Annotated in this window: 15 protein-coding genes and 1 pseudogene; 5 read left to right on the top strand and 11 right to left on the bottom strand. The window is 59.3% G+C overall.

The genetic code is table 11. The features are described 5' to 3' along the window. Positions 1-55: 55 nt before the first annotated feature. The 3 genes and pseudogenes from CRN80_RS25015 to CRN80_RS31305 all read right to left on the bottom strand — a co-directional run. Positions 56-226, bottom strand: a pseudogene (locus tag CRN80_RS25015) (hypothetical protein); the annotation flags it as partial. Positions 227-355: 129 nt separating this feature from the next. After that, on the bottom strand, positions 356-2,098 hold the full coding sequence (locus CRN80_RS25010) for a phosphoethanolamine transferase CptA (protein ID WP_098951707.1): 1,743 nt from the start codon (positions 2,096-2,098) through the stop codon (positions 356-358). A gap of 157 nt (positions 2,099-2,255) precedes the next feature. Further along, entirely contained in the window at positions 2,256-2,417 is a 162-nt protein-coding gene (locus CRN80_RS31305; RefSeq protein ID WP_003190881.1) for a DUF6026 family protein, read from the bottom strand. Between the two features lie 274 nt (positions 2,418-2,691). Between CRN80_RS31305 and gnd the strand changes: the two genes are divergently transcribed. From gnd to CRN80_RS24995, 3 genes are read left to right on the top strand one after another with little or no spacing between them, the layout of a single operon-like run. Then, a complete protein-coding gene (gene gnd / locus CRN80_RS25005; protein ID WP_032892094.1) occupies positions 2,692-3,675 on the top strand; it encodes a phosphogluconate dehydrogenase (NAD(+)-dependent, decarboxylating) in 984 nt (327 codons plus the stop codon). After that, positions 3,672-5,195 carry a glucose-6-phosphate dehydrogenase gene (gene zwf, locus CRN80_RS25000; protein ID WP_098951705.1) on the top strand — a complete coding sequence of 508 codons (1,524 nt, stop codon included), beginning with the start codon at positions 3,672-3,674 and terminating at the stop codon, positions 5,193-5,195. Before gnd ends, zwf begins: the two co-directional genes overlap by 4 nt. Further along, on the top strand, positions 5,192-6,016 hold the full coding sequence (locus tag CRN80_RS24995) for a Cof-type HAD-IIB family hydrolase (protein WP_032892092.1): 825 nt from the start codon (positions 5,192-5,194) through the stop codon (positions 6,014-6,016). The genes zwf and CRN80_RS24995 overlap by 4 nt, the downstream gene beginning before the upstream one ends. A 66-nt stretch (positions 6,017-6,082) precedes the next feature. On the opposite strand, the gene CRN80_RS24990 is transcribed toward CRN80_RS24995, so the two are convergent. After that, positions 6,083-6,343, bottom strand: coding sequence for a hypothetical protein (locus CRN80_RS24990; RefSeq protein ID WP_032892091.1), 261 nt, complete (start codon positions 6,341-6,343; stop codon positions 6,083-6,085). A 344-nt stretch (positions 6,344-6,687) separates the two neighbouring features. Between CRN80_RS24990 and CRN80_RS24985 the strand changes: the two genes are divergently transcribed. Next, a complete protein-coding gene (locus CRN80_RS24985; RefSeq protein WP_003190886.1) occupies positions 6,688-8,010 on the top strand; it encodes a sigma-54 dependent transcriptional regulator in 1,323 nt (440 codons plus the stop codon). A 1,032-nt stretch (positions 8,011-9,042) separates the two neighbouring features. Here CRN80_RS24985 and CRN80_RS24980 read toward each other — a convergent pair. From CRN80_RS24980 to CRN80_RS24950, 7 genes are all read right to left on the bottom strand, one after another. Then, positions 9,043-10,350, bottom strand: a complete 1,308-nt coding sequence (locus tag CRN80_RS24980; RefSeq protein ID WP_098951703.1) for a hypothetical protein — start codon at positions 10,348-10,350, stop codon at positions 9,043-9,045. 49 nt (positions 10,351-10,399) lie between these two features. Further along, positions 10,400-11,143: a hypothetical protein gene (locus CRN80_RS24975; RefSeq protein ID WP_098951701.1), complete on the bottom strand. Its 744-nt coding sequence runs from the start codon at positions 11,141-11,143 to the stop codon at positions 10,400-10,402. Between the two features lie 37 nt (positions 11,144-11,180). Further along, positions 11,181-11,861 carry a C39 family peptidase gene (locus tag CRN80_RS24970; RefSeq protein ID WP_032892087.1) on the bottom strand — a complete coding sequence of 227 codons (681 nt, stop codon included), beginning with the start codon at positions 11,859-11,861 and terminating at the stop codon, positions 11,181-11,183. Positions 11,862-11,922: 61 nt separating this feature from the next. Next, a complete protein-coding gene (locus CRN80_RS24965; protein ID WP_032892086.1) occupies positions 11,923-12,657 on the bottom strand; it encodes a hypothetical protein in 735 nt (244 codons plus the stop codon). A 68-nt stretch (positions 12,658-12,725) separates the two neighbouring features. After that, positions 12,726-13,277, bottom strand: a complete 552-nt coding sequence (locus tag CRN80_RS24960; RefSeq protein ID WP_098951700.1) for an adhesin — start codon at positions 13,275-13,277, stop codon at positions 12,726-12,728. Next, complete coding sequence (locus CRN80_RS24955; RefSeq protein WP_032892084.1) at positions 13,277-13,735, bottom strand: hypothetical protein; 459 nt, start codon at positions 13,733-13,735, stop codon at positions 13,277-13,279. The genes CRN80_RS24960 and CRN80_RS24955 overlap by 1 nt, the downstream gene beginning before the upstream one ends. A gap of 314 nt (positions 13,736-14,049) precedes the next feature. Continuing rightward, positions 14,050-15,048 carry a FecR family protein gene (locus CRN80_RS24950; RefSeq protein ID WP_032892083.1) on the bottom strand — a complete coding sequence of 333 codons (999 nt, stop codon included), beginning with the start codon at positions 15,046-15,048 and terminating at the stop codon, positions 14,050-14,052. A 148-nt stretch (positions 15,049-15,196) separates the two neighbouring features. Here CRN80_RS24950 and CRN80_RS24945 point away from each other — a divergent pair, with 148 nt between their 5' ends. Further along, entirely contained in the window at positions 15,197-15,466 is a 270-nt protein-coding gene (locus CRN80_RS24945) for a PepSY domain-containing protein (protein ID WP_032892082.1), read from the top strand. The last annotated feature ends 16 nt before the right edge of the window (positions 15,467-15,482 follow it).

Genomic DNA, 15,482 nt, shown 5'->3' with positions numbered 1-15,482 from the left:
CTTATTAAGTGGGAATTAACTGAAAGTGCCGTTGAAGTTAACAGTTTTGTTAGCTTCAACGTACGCGGCTACAGCTTCCAATCCAATCCAATGCCAACGTGACGGAACGCGGCGCGCCACAATACACGCCGTTATAAAAACCGACGCGCTCGTAGTATTTCTTGTCAAAGAGGTTATTCACGTTGACCGACGCCGAAACCTGTTCGTCGAACTGGTAGCGCGACATCCGCTGCAGACTCCTTGTCGTCTTTGATACCTCCCCAGGCAGGGAGGGCTTGGTTCAAAGACGAAAGGAGTTGCGCAACTTCAGGGTTAAACGAGAAAGATTGTTATCTTTTCGTCATAAGGCCCTGGCTTACTTGGCCACCACTTCGGCGCCGTCGGCCTTCTTGGGCTTGATCAGGCTGAAGTCGATCAGTGCCTTCTGCTTGGTTTCGTAAGGGTTGCCGATCAGCAAGGGGCGTGGCTTGAAGCTGTCGCTGACCAGGCTCTTGGTGTGGTCCAGTTCGTCGAAACTCAAGCCTGCCATGTCGGCCCAGGTGTGGATCAACTGGGAACTGCTGTACGGCCGTTGCAGGTCGCCGGCAAAGCTCCAGTCGTGGCTTTCGCGCCATTTTGGCGAGGCGTAGGCCATGAACGGGATTGTGTACATCGGCGCGGTCGGCTTGCCTTCGTTACGGCCCAAGGTGTCGTGGCCGGCGGAGTCGAACACGTCTTCGCCGTGATCCGACAGGTACAGCAAGAAGCCGTTGGGGTCGGTCTTGGCGTAGTCCTTGATCAGGCTGGAGACCACGAAGTCGTTGTACAGCACCGCGTTGTCATAGCTGTTGTAGGTTGGCAGTTGCGCATCGCTGACACCCGCCGGCACACCCTGGCGGTCGGTGAATTTGTCGAAGGTCTGCGGGTAGCGGTACTGGTAGCTCATGTGGGTGCCCAGCAGGTGCACCACGATGAACTTGCGTTCGGCGGTATCGGCCAGGGCCTTGGAAAACGGCGCCAGTACGTCGCCGTCGTACTGACGGGCGTTCTGGTTGCGGTTGTTGTTCAGGTACACCTGCTCGTCGGCCTGTTCGGAAAAGGTCGTGAGCATGGTGTTGCGCTTGGTCATGGTCTGCTGGTTGGTGATCCAGAACGTCTTGTAGCCGGCCTGTTTCATCACGCTGACAATCGACGGCGTCTTGAGGTACAGGTCCGGGTTTTCTTCGTCGGCGAAGGTCAGCACCTGTTGCAGCGCTTCAATGGTGTAGGGGCGCGGGGTGATGACGTTATCGAACACGGCCAGTTGGTCGCGCAGCTTGTCCAGCTCCGGCGTGGTGTTGCGTGGGTAGCCGTAGAGGCTCATGCGTTGGCGGTTGGTCGACTCGCCGATTACCAGGACCAGTGTGGACGGCTGGCCGGCCATGCTGTCCTTGAGGTTGTTCAAGGGCGGGATCTTGCTCGCACTGGTGAGCATGCCTTGCATGTTGTCCAACTGCTCGGTGTAGCGACGATAGGCGACGATCATCTGCCAAGGCACGGCAGGCTCGATGCGGGTTTCGAAACGGTCGATGGCCAATTCCATGGTTTCGCTGGTGGCGATCTGCTTGACCAGTGGGTAACCCACCACTGCCAGGACGATGGCGATGGCTGCCACGATCGACTGGCCGCGCGGCAGGTACACCGGGCGCAAGCGCGTCCACAGGAAGATGGCGAAGGCGGTGTGGGCAATGAACGCCAGCACGATCCACCAGGCAAAATATTGGGTCGCGTATTCGCCGGCTTCAGAGATGTTCGACTCGAACATGATGAAGATGACGCTCTGGGAGAATTCCTGCTGGTAAATGAAGAAATAACCCAGGCTCGCCATGGAGCACGCCCACAGCACCACGCCGATCAAGGCGGCGAGCAGGCGCGTACGACGCGGGAACAGCAACATCGGCGCTAGCCACAGCGCGCTCATGAAGAAGGCCTGGCGGAAGCCACTGAAGCCGGAGGTGCCGGTCAGTTGGATAAGAAGTTGGGTAATACCCGAGAAATACCAGAAAAACAGGAATAACCAGCCAAGGCCGGCCCAATCAAAGCCTTTCGCAGTCGTCGTGCTGCGTTTGAACATCGCCATCCAGCGCCCCATCAGAAAAAGATTGTCGCGCACAGGCGCGCAACATCGGGCCGCCCAGGAAGTGAGCGGCATCGCGGAACGGGAGTATCAAGAGGGGAATGTGAAAACTTTGTGAGTTTTCTGTAGGTATTGCCTTACAAGGCTACTGGCGCGGGCTTCAGCACAGCGCAGGCTTGGCATCCGACGGCTGATCGAGATGGGCTTGAAGGTGTGAACGCAGGCGCAGGACTTCCTGTTGCAACTGATCACGCTCGTCTTTCAACTGGCGCAGTTCATCGCGACGGATGGTGACATAGAGGGTCTGTGGCGGACGGGTCATCTGTGCTGTGCTCATTGCTTACCTCGCAAATAGCCGGTAGATCGCGGTGCCAAAACAGGTTTTTGGCAACAGTCGGAAGCAAGTTTGAATTCTTTTTCGCGCCAAGGGAACTTTTTTATTTTTGGTGGTCGTGTGACTTTTGCCGGGGTGATGGTGAAACGATGGCAACTTTTTTGTCATGAAACTACACGGATCCGCTCTGGACTAACCCTCATTAGCCTCATTGCGCTATAAACTATGTCACACATTTTTTAGAAGTTAGGAGCATCAGCACATGCAACTGGGGATTATCGGACTAGGCCGCATGGGCGGTAACATTGCGCGGCGCCTGATGCTCAATGGGCATACCACCGTTGTATACGACCGTAACGAAGCCTTCGTCAAAGCCCTGAGCGAGGAGGGCGCCACCGGCGTCGCCGACTTGAAAGCGCTGGTGGCCGGCCTGCAAAAGCCTCGCGCTGTCTGGGTCATGTTGCCGGCGGGCGCGCCCACCGAAGACACCATCAACGTGCTGAGCGAACTGCTGGAAGACGGCGATGTGATCATCGACGGCGGCAACACCAACTACAAGGACGACGTGCGTCGCGGCAAGGCCCTGGCTGAAAAGGGCCTGCACTATGTGGACGTGGGCACCTCGGGCGGCGTCTGGGGCCTGGAGCGTGGCTATTGCATGATGATCGGTGGCGACACCGAGACCGTGAATCGCCTCGACCCGATCTTCAAAAGCCTGGCGCCGGGCCTGGGTAACATCCCGCGCACCAAGGACCGTTCGGCCTCTGCCGACCCACGTGCCGAGCAGGGCTACATTCACGCCGGCCCAGCGGGTTCGGGGCACTTCGTCAAGATGATCCACAACGGCATCGAGTACGGGATGATGCAGGCGTTTGCCGAAGGTTTTGACATCCTCAAGACCAAGAACTCGGAAAACCTGCCGGAAGACCAACGCTTTGACCTCAACGTTGCCGACATCGCCGAAGTCTGGCGCCGTGGCAGCGTGGTGTCGTCCTGGCTGCTGGACCTGACCGCCGACGCCCTGGCCACCGACCCGAAACTCGACGGCTACTCAGGCTCCGTGGCCGACAGCGGTGAAGGCCGTTGGACCATCGAAGCGGCCATGGAGCAGGCCGTGCCGGTTCCAGTGTTGTCGACCTCGCTGTTCGCGCGTTTCCGTTCCCGCCAGCAGAGCACCTACGGTGACAAGATGCTGTCTGCCATGCGCTTCGGCTTTGGTGGCCATGTGGAGACTTCCAAAAAATGACCGCTAACGGCAAGAAACCCAAGGCCGAACCTGCTCCACCCACCACCTTGTTTCTGTTTGGCGCCCATGGCGACCTGGTCAAGCGCCTGCTCATGCCGGCGCTGTACAACCTGAGCCGCGATGGGTTGCTGGGCGATGGCCTGCGTATTGTCGGCGTTGATCACAACGCCATCAGCGATGCGGACTTTGCCAAGAAACTCGAGGACTTCATTCGTACCGAAGCCTCCAGCAAGGTCCGGGGCAATGCCGAAAACGCCCTCGACCCTGCGTTGTGGGCGCAATTGGCCAAGGGCATCAGCTACGTCGAGGGTGATTTCCTCGACGACAGCACCTATGCCGATATCGCCAGCAAGATCGCTGACAGCGGCACCGGCAATGCAGTGTTCTATCTCGCCACTGCACCGCGCTTCTTCAGTGAAGTGGTGCAGCGCCTGGGCAGTGCCGGCTTGTTGAATGAAACGGAGGATGGCTTTCGCCGCGTGGTGATCGAGAAGCCGTTTGGCTCCGACCTGGCCACCGCCGAGGCGCTCAACGCCTGCCTGCTCAAGGTGATGAGCGAGAAGCAGATCTATCGCATCGATCATTACCTGGGCAAGGAGACGGTGCAGAACATCCTGGTCAGCCGTTTCTCCAACGTGCTGTTCGAAGCGTTCTGGAACAACCACTACATCGATCACGTGCAAATTACTGCCGCTGAAACCGTTGGCGTGGAAACCCGGGGCAACTTCTTCGAGAAGACCGGCACACTGCGGGACATGGTGCCCAACCACCTGTTCCAGTTGCTGGCGATGGTCGCCATGGAACCGCCGGCCGCCTTTGGCGCCGATGCGGTGCGGGGTGAGAAGGCCAAAGTGGTCGGTGCGATCCGCCCCTGGTCGCTGGAAGATGCGCGGGCCAACTCCGTGCGCGGCCAATACACCGCTGGCGAAATCGCCGGCAAGCCATTGCCCGGTTATCGCGAAGAAGCCAACGTCGCGCCTGATAGCAGCACCGAGACGTTTGTGGCGCTCAAAGTGATGATTGATAACTGGCGTTGGGTCGGTGTGCCGTTTTACTTGCGTACCGGCAAGCGCATGAGCATCCGCGACACCGAGATTGTGATCTGCTTCAAGCAGGCGCCTTATGCGCAATTTCGCGATACCGAGGTCGATGAGCTCAAGCCCACTTACCTGAAGATCCAGATCCAGCCGAACGAAGGCATGTGGTTCGACCTGTTGGCCAAGCAGCCTGGGCCAACCCTGGAGATGGCCAATATCGAATTGGGCTTTGACTACAAGGACTTCTTCGAAATGCAGCCGTCGACGGGTTACGAAACCCTGATCTACGACTGTATGACCGGCGACCAGACCCTGTTCCAGCGTGCCGACAACATCGAGAACGGTTGGCGTGCGGTGCAGCCGTTCCTGGATGCGTGGAAGCAAGATGACGGTATCCAGGCCTACAAGGCGGGTGAAGATGGCCCGGCGGCGGCCGATGCCTTGCTGGCCCGCGATGGCCGCGCCTGGCATAGCCTCGGATGAGTGACGCGACGATTCAACCCATCCGGTTTGTCCTCAGTGATGTGGACGGGACGCTATTGCATCCCGACCACAGCCTCAGCCAACGCACCGCCGATGCCATCCGCGCCATGCGCGAGGCCGGGGTGCTTTTCAGCCTGGCCAGCGGGCGTCCGCCCAAGGCCATGCGGCATTTGATCGAAACCTTCGGTATTGATGTGCCGGTGGCGGGCTTCAATGGCGGCACGTTGGTCAACCCGGATGGCAGCATCCTGGTTGCCCACCATTTGCCGGCGGAAGCGGCATTAATCACCCTGGCGCTGTTTTCGGCCGAGCCGGACGTGGAAGTCTGGGTGTTTGCCGATGGCGACTGGCTGCGCCGTGATCCGCCCGGGCCCATGGTGCAGCGCGAAGCCGATGGCTTGGGCTATGGGCCGGTGGTGGTAGAGAGTTTCGAGCCGTACCTGGACCGGGTCGACAAGATCGTCGCTGCCAGCAACAACACCCAGTTGTTGGTGGAGCTGGAAGCGCAATTGCAGCCGAAAGTGCAGGGGTTGGCCCAGGTGTCGCGTTCGCAACCGGTGTATCTGGACGTGACTGCGATGCTGGCCAACAAAGGCGAAGCCTTGAAAACCCTGGCCGAGCACCTGGGCGTGCCGCTTGCGCAAACGGCCGCGATTGGCGACGGTGGCAATGACCCGGCGATGTTTCATGTGGCGGGGTTGTCGATTGCCATGGGCCAGGCCGAAGAAACCGTCAAGCGCCAGGCCAATGTGGTCACCGGCAGCAATGTCGAAGACGGCGCTGCCGAAGCGTTCGAGCGTTTTATTCTCACCGCACGTTAAGTACTGACGGATGACTGCACAACTTCCAGCTCAAGTTTTACTTGGGCTGGAAGTTGCTGCATGCAATTACTTCGGCATTGCCCAGTGTTGCAACTGGTGACCCTCTTTATCGAGCTCGGCGCGGGCCTGCAATAACAGGTTTTCAAGTTGGGCCGGGTCGGTATAGGCAGTAGAGGACAACTGTTTGCTGCCGATGCGGGTATTGGTACGGTCGATGACGCTCAGGCTGAGGGCGCCAACGCCATCGTGCCAGGCCACGCACTGAAAGGGCTGGAAAGCACGGTCTGCAATCAAAAGAGCTTCGTTGATGCGCAGCGGAGCGTTCATTTGGGTCTTCTCTCTGTATGCCCATTCAAGTGAGTACCGGCGGTTGGGCTGACCGTGCGGTGGGTTACTTGTACTGATGCACGATGGTGGGGTGCGGGTCACATGCTAGGGCAAGAAATTTTAACTTTCCCTGATTGACGTCATGTAAGCGGCTGTTTTGAAAGCGCAATAAGCCTTTTACTGGTGAGCAACTTCTGGCGCGCTACGAAACAGGCATGGCTTTTTGCCCGCACTTATAGCGAAAGGGTACAAGGTCAGCGTCAAGATCTTGCTAGGGTTACCAGCAGTCGCCACAAACTATTGTTTCTAAATAACTTTAATAATCTTGGCGCCAAGGAACAGTCATGATTGCGACGCCCCCCCAACGCCGCTTACTGGTGGTCGACCCCTGTGACGACTGCCACGGGCTTTTGCCCGGTTTACGCACCGCCGGCTGGGAAGTGGACAGCTGTGCCTTGGAGGCAGTGGGTGAGCGCTCCTGCGATGTAGGCCTGCTGCGCTTGCAGCGTGATCACTTGGAGCGTCCCGAGGCGGTCAAGGAGTTGATTGGCCGCAGCGGCACCGAGTGGATCGCTGTGCTCAGCCAGGATGTACTGCGCTTGCAGAACGTCGGCGATTTTGTCTGCGAATGGTTCTTCGATTTCCATACCTTGCCCTTCGATGTGTCCCGGGTGCAGGTGACCCTGGGCCGTGCGTTCGGCATGGCGCGCCTGCGTGGCAAGGGCTACGCGCCGGTGGATGAGCCTCATGAATTGCTGGGCGAGAGCCGCCCCATTCGTGAGTTGCGCAAGTTGTTGTCCAAGCTGGCGCCCACTGAATCCCCGGTGTTGATCCGCGGTGACAGTGGCACGGGCAAAGAGTTGGTGGCCAAGACCTTGCACCGCCAATCCCAGCGGCACGCCAAGCCGTTTGTCGCGATCAATTGCGGCGCCATCCCTGAACACCTGATCCAGTCCGAGCTGTTCGGCCACGAAAAAGGCGCGTTTACCGGTGCTCATCAGCGCAAGATCGGGCGTATTGAAGCGGCCAACGGCGGCACCCTGTTCCTCGATGAAATCGGCGATCTGCCGATGGAGCTGCAAGCTAACCTGTTGCGCTTTCTTCAGGAAAAGCACATCGAACGGGTTGGCGGCAGCCAGCCGATCCCAGTGGATGTGCGCGTGTTGGCTGCCACCCACGTCAACCTTGAGGCGGCGGTGGAGAAGGGCGCCTTTCGCGAAGACCTGTATTACCGCCTGAATGTGCTGCAAGTGGTCACCGCGCCGTTGCGTGAACGCCATGGCGACGTGGCGATGCTGGCCAACCACTTTTCACGGTTCTACAGCCAGGAAACCGGGCGTCGCCCGCGCAGTTTCAGCGAAGAGGCCTTGGTGGCGATGGGGCAACATCCCTGGCCGGGCAATGTGCGTGAACTGGCCAACCGCGTGCGCCGAGGACTGGTGCTGGCCGAAGGGCGGCAGATCGAAGCGGTTGACCTGGGGCTGCAAGGCCAACAAGTCATTTCGGCACCGATGGCAACATTGGAAGACTACAAACACCGCGCCGAACGCCAGGCGTTGTGCGATGTGCTCAACCGGCACAGCGACAACCTCAGTGTCGCAGCCCGCGTGCTGGGGATTTCCCGGCCGACGTTCTACCGGTTGCTGCACAAACACCAGATCCGCTAGGGCGGGTAGACCCAATGTGGGAGCTGGCTTGCCTGCGAAAGCGGTGGTTCAGTTCGAGTTTCAGTGACTGACACACCGCCATCGCGGGCAAGCCCGCTCCCACAGGGGATCTGCGCCTGGCGCTGATTCTGTGGGCAATGCATGACCAATGTGGGAGCTGGCTTGCCTGCGAAAGCGGTGGTTCAGTTAGAGTTTCAGTGACTGACACACCGCTTTCGCGAGCAAGCCCGCTCCCACAGGGGGTGTGCGCCTGGCGCTGATTCTGTGGGCAATGCATGGCCAATGTGGGAGCTGGCTTGCCTGCGAAAGCGGTGGTTCAGTTGAAGATTCAGTGGCTGACACACCGCCATCGCGGGCAAGCCCGCTCCCACAGGGGATGTGCGCCTGGCGCTGATTCTGAAGGCAATGCATGACCAATGTGGGAGCTGGCTTGCCTGCGAAAGCGGTGGTTCATTTAAATATTCAGTTGCTGACACACCGCTTTCGCGAGCAAGCCCGCTCCCACAGGGGATGTGCGCCTGGCGCTGATTCTGTAGGCAATGCATGACCAATGTGGGAGCTGGCTTGCCTGCGAAAGCGGTGGTTCAGTTAGAGTTTCAGTGACTGACACGCCGCCATCGCGGGCAAGCCCGCTCCCACAGGGGATCTGCGCCTGGCGCTGATTCTGTGGGCAATGCATGACCAATGTGGGAGCTGGCTTGCCTGCGAAGGCGGTGATTCAGTTAAAGATTCAGTGACTGACACACCGCTTTCGCGAGCAAGCCCGCTCCCACAGGGGATTGGTGCCAGGCGCTGATTCTGTGGGCAATGCATGACCAATGTGGGAGCTGGCTTGCCTGCGAAGGCGGTGATTCAGTTAAAGATTCAGTGACTGACACACCGCTTTCGCGAGCAAGCCCGCTCCCACAGGGGATCTGTGCCAGGCGCTGATTATGTGGGCAATGCATGGCCAATGTGGGAGCTGGCTTGCCTGCGAAAGCGGTAGTGCAGTCACAGATGCAGCAACTGACACACCGCCTGCGGGCAAGCCAATCAGAAGTAATACGGGAATTTCAGGCTGAACGTAAAGTCCGGTGCATCGTCGGTCATGCCAATCGCCAGGTTCGGCACGATGGTCAGGTTATCCGAGGCGGCAATCGTCATGCCCACGTTGAAATAACCGGCATTGGCATCGCTGGACACCACCGACTGCCAGTCGCCGCCGTCCGGCTTGAGTTTGCTCTTGCGCTGCACCAGGTCGGACACCGAGAACGACATACTCATCTTCTCGTTCAAGGCAAACGCTACGCCCACCCCGAACTGGAAGCTGTCGCCCAGGCGCACTTTGCCTCCCACCTTCTGATTGACTTGACTGCTGATGTCATCGAAAGAGTCTTCAAAGTTGTGGGTGTACGACAACGAACCGAACAACACAGCCGGATCGAAGGTCTTGACCAGGGAGATGCCCGGTGTAACAGACCAGACCCCGTTGCCCGTCGGCAGGCTTTCGGGCACGTAGAGGTTGTCGTTGTTCGGTTGCTGGACCAGTTTGATGCCAAAAGGCTCCTTGCCCGTCGGTGCCTTGACGCGCACGGATACCACCGCATCCGGCAAGGTCGAAGTTTCGTCGAGGAACTTGTAGGCCACGCCAACGTTGACATCGCCGATGGTCGGGTCGCGGGTCACGGAGCCTTCGGAGGTGGCGGTGGCGTCGTTGCCAGCGCCGCCCGACTGGTAGGTGGACTCGCGGTATACCACCGGCACGTTCAGGTCGAACTGCCAGCGGTTGTCGACGTTGTAGCGCCCGGTGAGGTCCAGGGTCCAGCTGTCGGACTTGATCCGGTCCAGGTTGATGTTGCCCAGGAAGATCGAGTCCAGCGCCAGGAAACCATTGAGGGTCAATTGGCGCGCGTCATAACGGGCATAGGTGATGCCGGTTTCCACGCTGAACTTGCCATTGCCGAAAAAGCCGCTGGCTTCGTTGTACAGGTTGCTCACACTTTGCGCAGGGGCCGAGTCGTCCTTGAGGGCCTGGCCATAGGAACTGCCACCGCCGCCAGCGCCACCGGACGCCGCGGCTGCGCCCGTACCGCTGGCAGCGACAGCGTTAGCGCCGTTCTTGAAGTCGGCAGGTGATTTAGCCAGGCGCCTGGGGGCAGGCGTTGCCGGTTGATCCTCGACCTGGCGCACGCGTTGTTCCAGCACGGCCAAGGCTTTTTGCTGCACGTCGTAACGTTGTTTGAGTTCCAGCAGTTCCTTCTTCAGGGTTTCGATGTCAGCGTCTGGCGCGGCATACAGCACGGATGCGGGCAAGAGCGTACTCAAACAAACCACCGCACGAAGCGATAACGATCGATGCATGAAATAAGCCGTCCTTTTCTAATGCGTAAGTGTCGAGGGTCAGCGTAGTTCAATAACCGAGCGTGCGTAGGCCCTTGAGTTGATCCAGGTTGCAATTCAACGCGGCGTTGTTCAGCCCGTTATTGTTCATGACTACGTTGATCTGGGTGATGTTTCTGACAAGGTTGCTGTCACCGGTCAAAACCGTGCCTTGCAGCACGTTCCCCGCGCCGATCTGTTGCAGGCTGTTGCCCTGGTTGTGATTGGCCTGGATGGCCATCTGCACGCCGCCATTGTTGGCCGAAACGCTGACACGGCCCGCGGCGCTGTCGCCGGTCACTGTGCCGCCCGCCACCAGCACCTGGCCGGACTGCAGGTTATTGGCGGGAGTAACCCCATTCTCGACGTTGATGCCCACATTGTTGTAGGCGGCGTTGCCATCGCCGGCGGTGCGTACACTTTGGGTCACACCCTGGCCGCTGCCGAGGCCGGCACCCCCGACCACATTGCCGGTGCCCGTGTTGGGAGGGGTGCCAGTGCCGGTCGAGCCGGTGGTTTGCACATAGAACTGAGGAGTAATGGTGCTCTTGTCGATCTGCATGTTGGCCGTGCCGGTGATGTTGCTACCTTCGGCATTGGTCCAGGTGCTGCTCATGACAATGCCAAAGCTGATGATGCGCCCCGGCATCACGTAACGGCCACGCAGCTCGGCCATTTCGGCGTCCTTGAGTTCGATGGGCTTGAACCCCGAGGACGCATAAGCAGGCATTGAGGCGGCCAGACACAAGACCGTCAGCCAACGGGAAGTGTTCATCTGCTGCTCCTGGGGCGTCCTGCCCCTTATTGCGCTTCTAGAAGAAGTCGCTCTGGATAAAACCGAAATCCATCAACTCGGCATCGCCCACGGGCCGGAACTCATTCATCTGGCTCTTGGCGGTCAGCGGCAGGGGCGGGTCGAGCAAGACGTTGGCCTTGTCGTAACCCTCGCCCAGTACGGCGAAGACAATGCCATTCCAGCCTTTGACGAAATCGTCATGGGAATAGCGCTTGTGGCCCAGTACGGGGTCGCCGATGTACACCCAGTCCTTGTCGGCCCGTTGCAACACCACGAAGTGCTTGTAGCCGCGGATTTCCAGCAGCACCACCACGGGGATTTTCACGGTCAGCAGGGTCTCGGGCGCGATCTTGTAGCCCCGGGCGCGCATGCCGATGCTTTCGAGGTAGCGCTTCATATCCAGCATGGAAAAGCCCTGGGTTCGTACCAGGTCCTGGTCGGCGGTGACCAGCATGCCTTTGATGATGTGGGCTTCGTCGACGTCCAGCCAATAGGCTTGGCGCAGGATGGTGGCGAGTGCCGCGGCACCGCAGCTGAAATCGGTTTTCTGTTCCACCAGGTTGGCGAACCGGCGCTCGCGAATGCTCTCGACCTTCTTGAAAATCACCGCACCACCGGGCATGGCGGAAATCGCCATGGTGCCTGCCCAGCTCGTGCCGGTGAGTAACATCAAGAGGGTGAGGGTCGCGATACGCATGATCGAATGACCTGTTGGACACTGGAATAAAAAAGGGCCTTGTTGCCAAGGCCCCGTTGGATCAGAAGCGCACGCCGCTGGCGCAGACGCTGCAACCTTGGCCGATCGACAGGCTGTTGCTGCCTTGGTTGCCCGCACCCGATTGCAGGTTCACGCCTACGTTGCCGGAGTTGTGGTTAACCGAGTTGTCGAGGCTTGCGTTGTTGGACACGTACTGAGGCTTGCCATAACCATGGCTGCTGGCGGCCGTGTTCAGGTAGCTGTTGTTGAGCGAGTTCTGCTCGGTGTTGGAAGCCGCTGCGATGTTCTTGCCGTCAGCGGTGGTGATGGCCAGGTTGTTTTTACCCTGGTTGCCCTGGCCGGCCTGGCCGTTGTAGCCCACGTTGCCGGAGTTGCCGGTGATGGAGCCGTCCAGGGAGGCGTTGTTTTGAGTGCCTTTGTTGACGAAGTTGTTATGCGAGCTGCCTTGGTCCACATCGATCACGGCAAACACGGTGGCAAAGTCGCCTTTGGCACTGGAGATGGCGCCGGCGTTGTCGGCCTGGTTGCCAGAACCGGATTGTGCGTTGACCCCGACATTACCGCTGTTGCTATTTACTGAATTGTCGGCTGATGCGTTGTTCTCGGTGTTGGTATCGTCGAATTTGTTGTGTTCGCTTTTTTGTACGTCAGTGACGACAGCGGCCACAGTGCCGGTGGGTTGTGGGGCTGGATGCCAACCACCCGCTTGAGCAGCAGCAGCCATGAGTGCGGCGAGAGCGAAAACCATTGGTTTCAGAGCCATTTGAGGTTTCATGGTGTTTCTCCTTGCTTCTAATTAGTTGGTTAAGTGTTGGTACGGTCTAACGAACGTCTACCAAGCGGTTACTTGATAGTGATGCCCAGGGTGTTAGCCACTCGGTTCCCCACCCCTGCACTCTGGACCACCTGCGTCACTCCTCGGCTGCCGGTGAAGGCCTGGTCGCTGGTCACGACCTGGCGGCTGCCAGTGGTGGGGGTGAGCCCTGAGTCGGTTGCCAGCGTCGTCGTGTTCTGTTGCAACAGGACGCTGTCATCGATGCTCTGCGGGCCAGAGTTGAGGCTGATCCGCACAGCGTTGATGGATTGGTTATTAGCCCCGGCCGCCTGGTTGATGCCCAGCACACCGTTGCCACTGCTGAATGAGTTGCCCTGGATCGCTGCCTTGGCGTTCAGGGACGGGTCGACCTTGCCGTCGACGCGCTGAATGTCGACGTTGGTGGCCTGGCCACCCAGCGCGATGGCGCGGCTGTTGGACATTTGTTGCTGGTTGCCGGCGGCCTGGTTGATCGACAGCACACCGTCGTACTGCTGGCCGCTGTTGTTGATCACGGCGGTGTTGTCGGCCATGGCCGTGGCGCTGCCCAGCAGGGCGACTATCAACAGGGCGCGCTTCATCACTTGCCCCCCATCATGCTGCCGAGGTTGTTGAGCGGCGCCATGCCACGCTGGATCGAGTCGCTGATCTGCCCGCCCATGCTGCTGCCGCTGCCCGCACCATGGCCGGCGGCTGCGCCAGCGCCGAGGGTCGACATGCTGTTTTGGGTGGCGCCCAGGCCTGACAGGCTGCCGTTGGGCTGGAGGGAGCGGGCGAGGCTGGAGCCACTGCTGATGCCGCCGATATCCCTGTCGCTGAGTTCGCCGGTCAAAGCGTTGTTGATCTCTTTGCTGGGGTTGGCATTGGCGGTGTTGGGGTAGGGGTCGGGCAGCGAGGTGCGCCCATACATATGGCCCTGCACGGTGCGCCCGGTCACGATCACGCCGTCACCCGCCTGGCTTGTCAGGCTGACACCGGCACTGAGCACGCAGCTGATCAGCAGTACGTTTATCGACGAGGCGTGTGTGAATGTGTTCACGGCGGCAGTCCTTATTCTTCACGCTGACCCTAAACAGCGTTATCAGGGAAGGAGCAGAAGGCGTGCCGCTTTCTATTAGATGTGGTTATTCAAGGGCTTGGGATTAAGGCAAGGCAAAGTGATGGCAGCCCTGTTTCAGGTTTGAAACAGTCCGCAAAGCGTGAGATAGGCCCATGCTCGCCTCACGCTGTCTCAGCGATGTAACACTGCCTGTGACAGAACCATGAATCCGCACACGGCGGGCGATGCAGGCGAGGGAGGTGTTTCAAAAATGGACACCCGCGGCCCAAACGTACGCGTTCGTGCGAGCGGGCTCAGCCCTTGGGGGTTTTACGCGGAATGGAATTGAGTACAGGGTTGCCGTCTTGGTTTTGGGTCAGGTAGACCGGCAACACCTTGGGCAGGGAGGGCACGAGGTTGTTGACCTCGTTGATGTTGTAGATGCCGCCGATGCGGATCGCGCCGGTACTGGCGTCGGCGAGCATCACCGGCTTTTTAAGGTAGCGGTTGATCAGGGGCAGGGCGTCCGTCAGGGTCAGGTTGTCGAGCACCAATTTGCCCTGGCGCCATGCCAGCGCGGTGTCATCGGGATTAATCGCGGCGACTAGCGGGGTGGCGTCACCCTGACGGAAACTGGCTTGCATGCCCGGGCTCAGCGGCACACTGGCGTGCTCGCCGTCGCTGGAAATCTGCACCGAGCCTTCCAGTAACGTCACCCGCACCTGGTCGTCATATTCCCAGACATTGAACTGCGTGCCGGTCACTCGCACCTGGCCTGTGCCGGCTCGCACGATAAACGGGTGGTCGCGGTCGTGGGCGACTTTGAAGAACGCTTCGCCCTTTTTCAGGGTGACCCGGCGCTGGTCCTTGTAATGGCTGTAGACCAACTCGGTGCCCAGGTTCAACTCCACTTGGCTGCCATCGCCCAAAGTGACTTTTTTCAAGCCATTGGCGGCTTCGAAGTGTTCATAAGAGCTGGGCAACCAGCCCGCTTCCCAGCCGGTGAAGGCGGCAAGCGGCAACGCCGCCAGGCACACCGCTGCGGCTACCGCGTAGGTACGCAGGCGGTTGCGCGGCTTCTTGAGGGGCACCACCACTGCCTCTGGTATATGGCGGGGCAGATGATCAGCCACGTCCCAGATCTCAAGCATGGCCGCATATTCGAAAGCGTGCAGCGGATGGGCATCGTGCCATTGAGTAAAAGCCTGACGTTCGCCCGGCGTGCAATCTGCAGCATGCAGGCGCATGCACCAATGCGCGGCGGCGTCGGTGATGGCGTCATATTCGGTTTCTGAAAGGGGCTTTTCGCTCATTAACTCATCCTGATTTCCCACATTCTAACCTCCCAAGGTAGACGGCGAGAACCGCATCATGGCGATTGCACATCAATTGGAACTTATTCTTGTTTGCGTGCGCCTAAAAAATCAGGAATTAACCTGTCGTCCACTATGGAGTACGAAAATGTTGAAGAAAACCTTGATCGCCCTGTGTGCTACTTCCACGCTGTTGAGCGCTGGCGCCGCCATGGCCGACAAGCCGGGTGCAGGCTGGATCACCATTGAAAAAGCCATTGAGGTGGCGAAAACCAAGGCCGGCTACGTTGAAGTCTACGCCGCTGAAGCGGATGACAATGGCTACTGGGAAGTCAAAGGCCGCAAATCCGATGGCACCGTATATGAAGCTCGCATCGATGGCGCTTCTGGCAACGTGCTGCGTGACCAGAAAGACTGATGTTCCTGCCGGGGGC

Source organism: Pseudomonas sp. FDAARGOS_380, assembly GCF_002591235.1.
GTDB lineage: Bacteria > Pseudomonadota > Gammaproteobacteria > Pseudomonadales > Pseudomonadaceae > Aquipseudomonas > Aquipseudomonas salmasensis.
The sequence above is the reverse complement of the archived record's forward strand: the minus strand, read 5'-3'. Positions and strand labels throughout refer to the sequence as shown.

What these genes read in the sequence shown, in the direction of transcription:
- CRN80_RS25010 (WP_098951707.1), bottom strand. Translation starts at nt 2,098, where the DNA reads ATGGCGATGTTCAAACGCAGCACGACGACTGCGAAAGGCTTTGATTGG.
- CRN80_RS31305 (WP_003190881.1), bottom strand. Translation starts at nt 2,417, where the DNA reads ATGACCCGTCCGCCACAGACCCTCTATGTCACCATCCGTCGCGATGAA.
- gnd (WP_032892094.1), top strand. Translation starts at nt 2,692, where the DNA reads ATGCAACTGGGGATTATCGGACTAGGCCGCATGGGCGGTAACATTGCG.
- zwf (WP_098951705.1), top strand. Translation starts at nt 3,672, where the DNA reads ATGACCGCTAACGGCAAGAAACCCAAGGCCGAACCTGCTCCACCCACC.
- CRN80_RS24995 (WP_032892092.1), top strand. Translation starts at nt 5,192, where the DNA reads ATGAGTGACGCGACGATTCAACCCATCCGGTTTGTCCTCAGTGATGTG.
- CRN80_RS24990 (WP_032892091.1), bottom strand. Translation starts at nt 6,343, where the DNA reads ATGAACGCTCCGCTGCGCATCAACGAAGCTCTTTTGATTGCAGACCGT.
- CRN80_RS24985 (WP_003190886.1), top strand. Translation starts at nt 6,688, where the DNA reads ATGATTGCGACGCCCCCCCAACGCCGCTTACTGGTGGTCGACCCCTGT.
- CRN80_RS24980 (WP_098951703.1), bottom strand. Translation starts at nt 10,350, where the DNA reads ATGCATCGATCGTTATCGCTTCGTGCGGTGGTTTGTTTGAGTACGCTC.
- CRN80_RS24975 (WP_098951701.1), bottom strand. Translation starts at nt 11,143, where the DNA reads ATGAACACTTCCCGTTGGCTGACGGTCTTGTGTCTGGCCGCCTCAATG.
- CRN80_RS24970 (WP_032892087.1), bottom strand. Translation starts at nt 11,861, where the DNA reads ATGCGTATCGCGACCCTCACCCTCTTGATGTTACTCACCGGCACGAGC.
- CRN80_RS24965 (WP_032892086.1), bottom strand. Translation starts at nt 12,657, where the DNA reads ATGAAACCTCAAATGGCTCTGAAACCAATGGTTTTCGCTCTCGCCGCA.
- CRN80_RS24960 (WP_098951700.1), bottom strand. Translation starts at nt 13,277, where the DNA reads ATGAAGCGCGCCCTGTTGATAGTCGCCCTGCTGGGCAGCGCCACGGCC.
- CRN80_RS24950 (WP_032892083.1), bottom strand. Translation starts at nt 15,048, where the DNA reads ATGAGCGAAAAGCCCCTTTCAGAAACCGAATATGACGCCATCACCGAC.
- CRN80_RS24945 (WP_032892082.1), top strand. Translation starts at nt 15,197, where the DNA reads ATGTTGAAGAAAACCTTGATCGCCCTGTGTGCTACTTCCACGCTGTTG.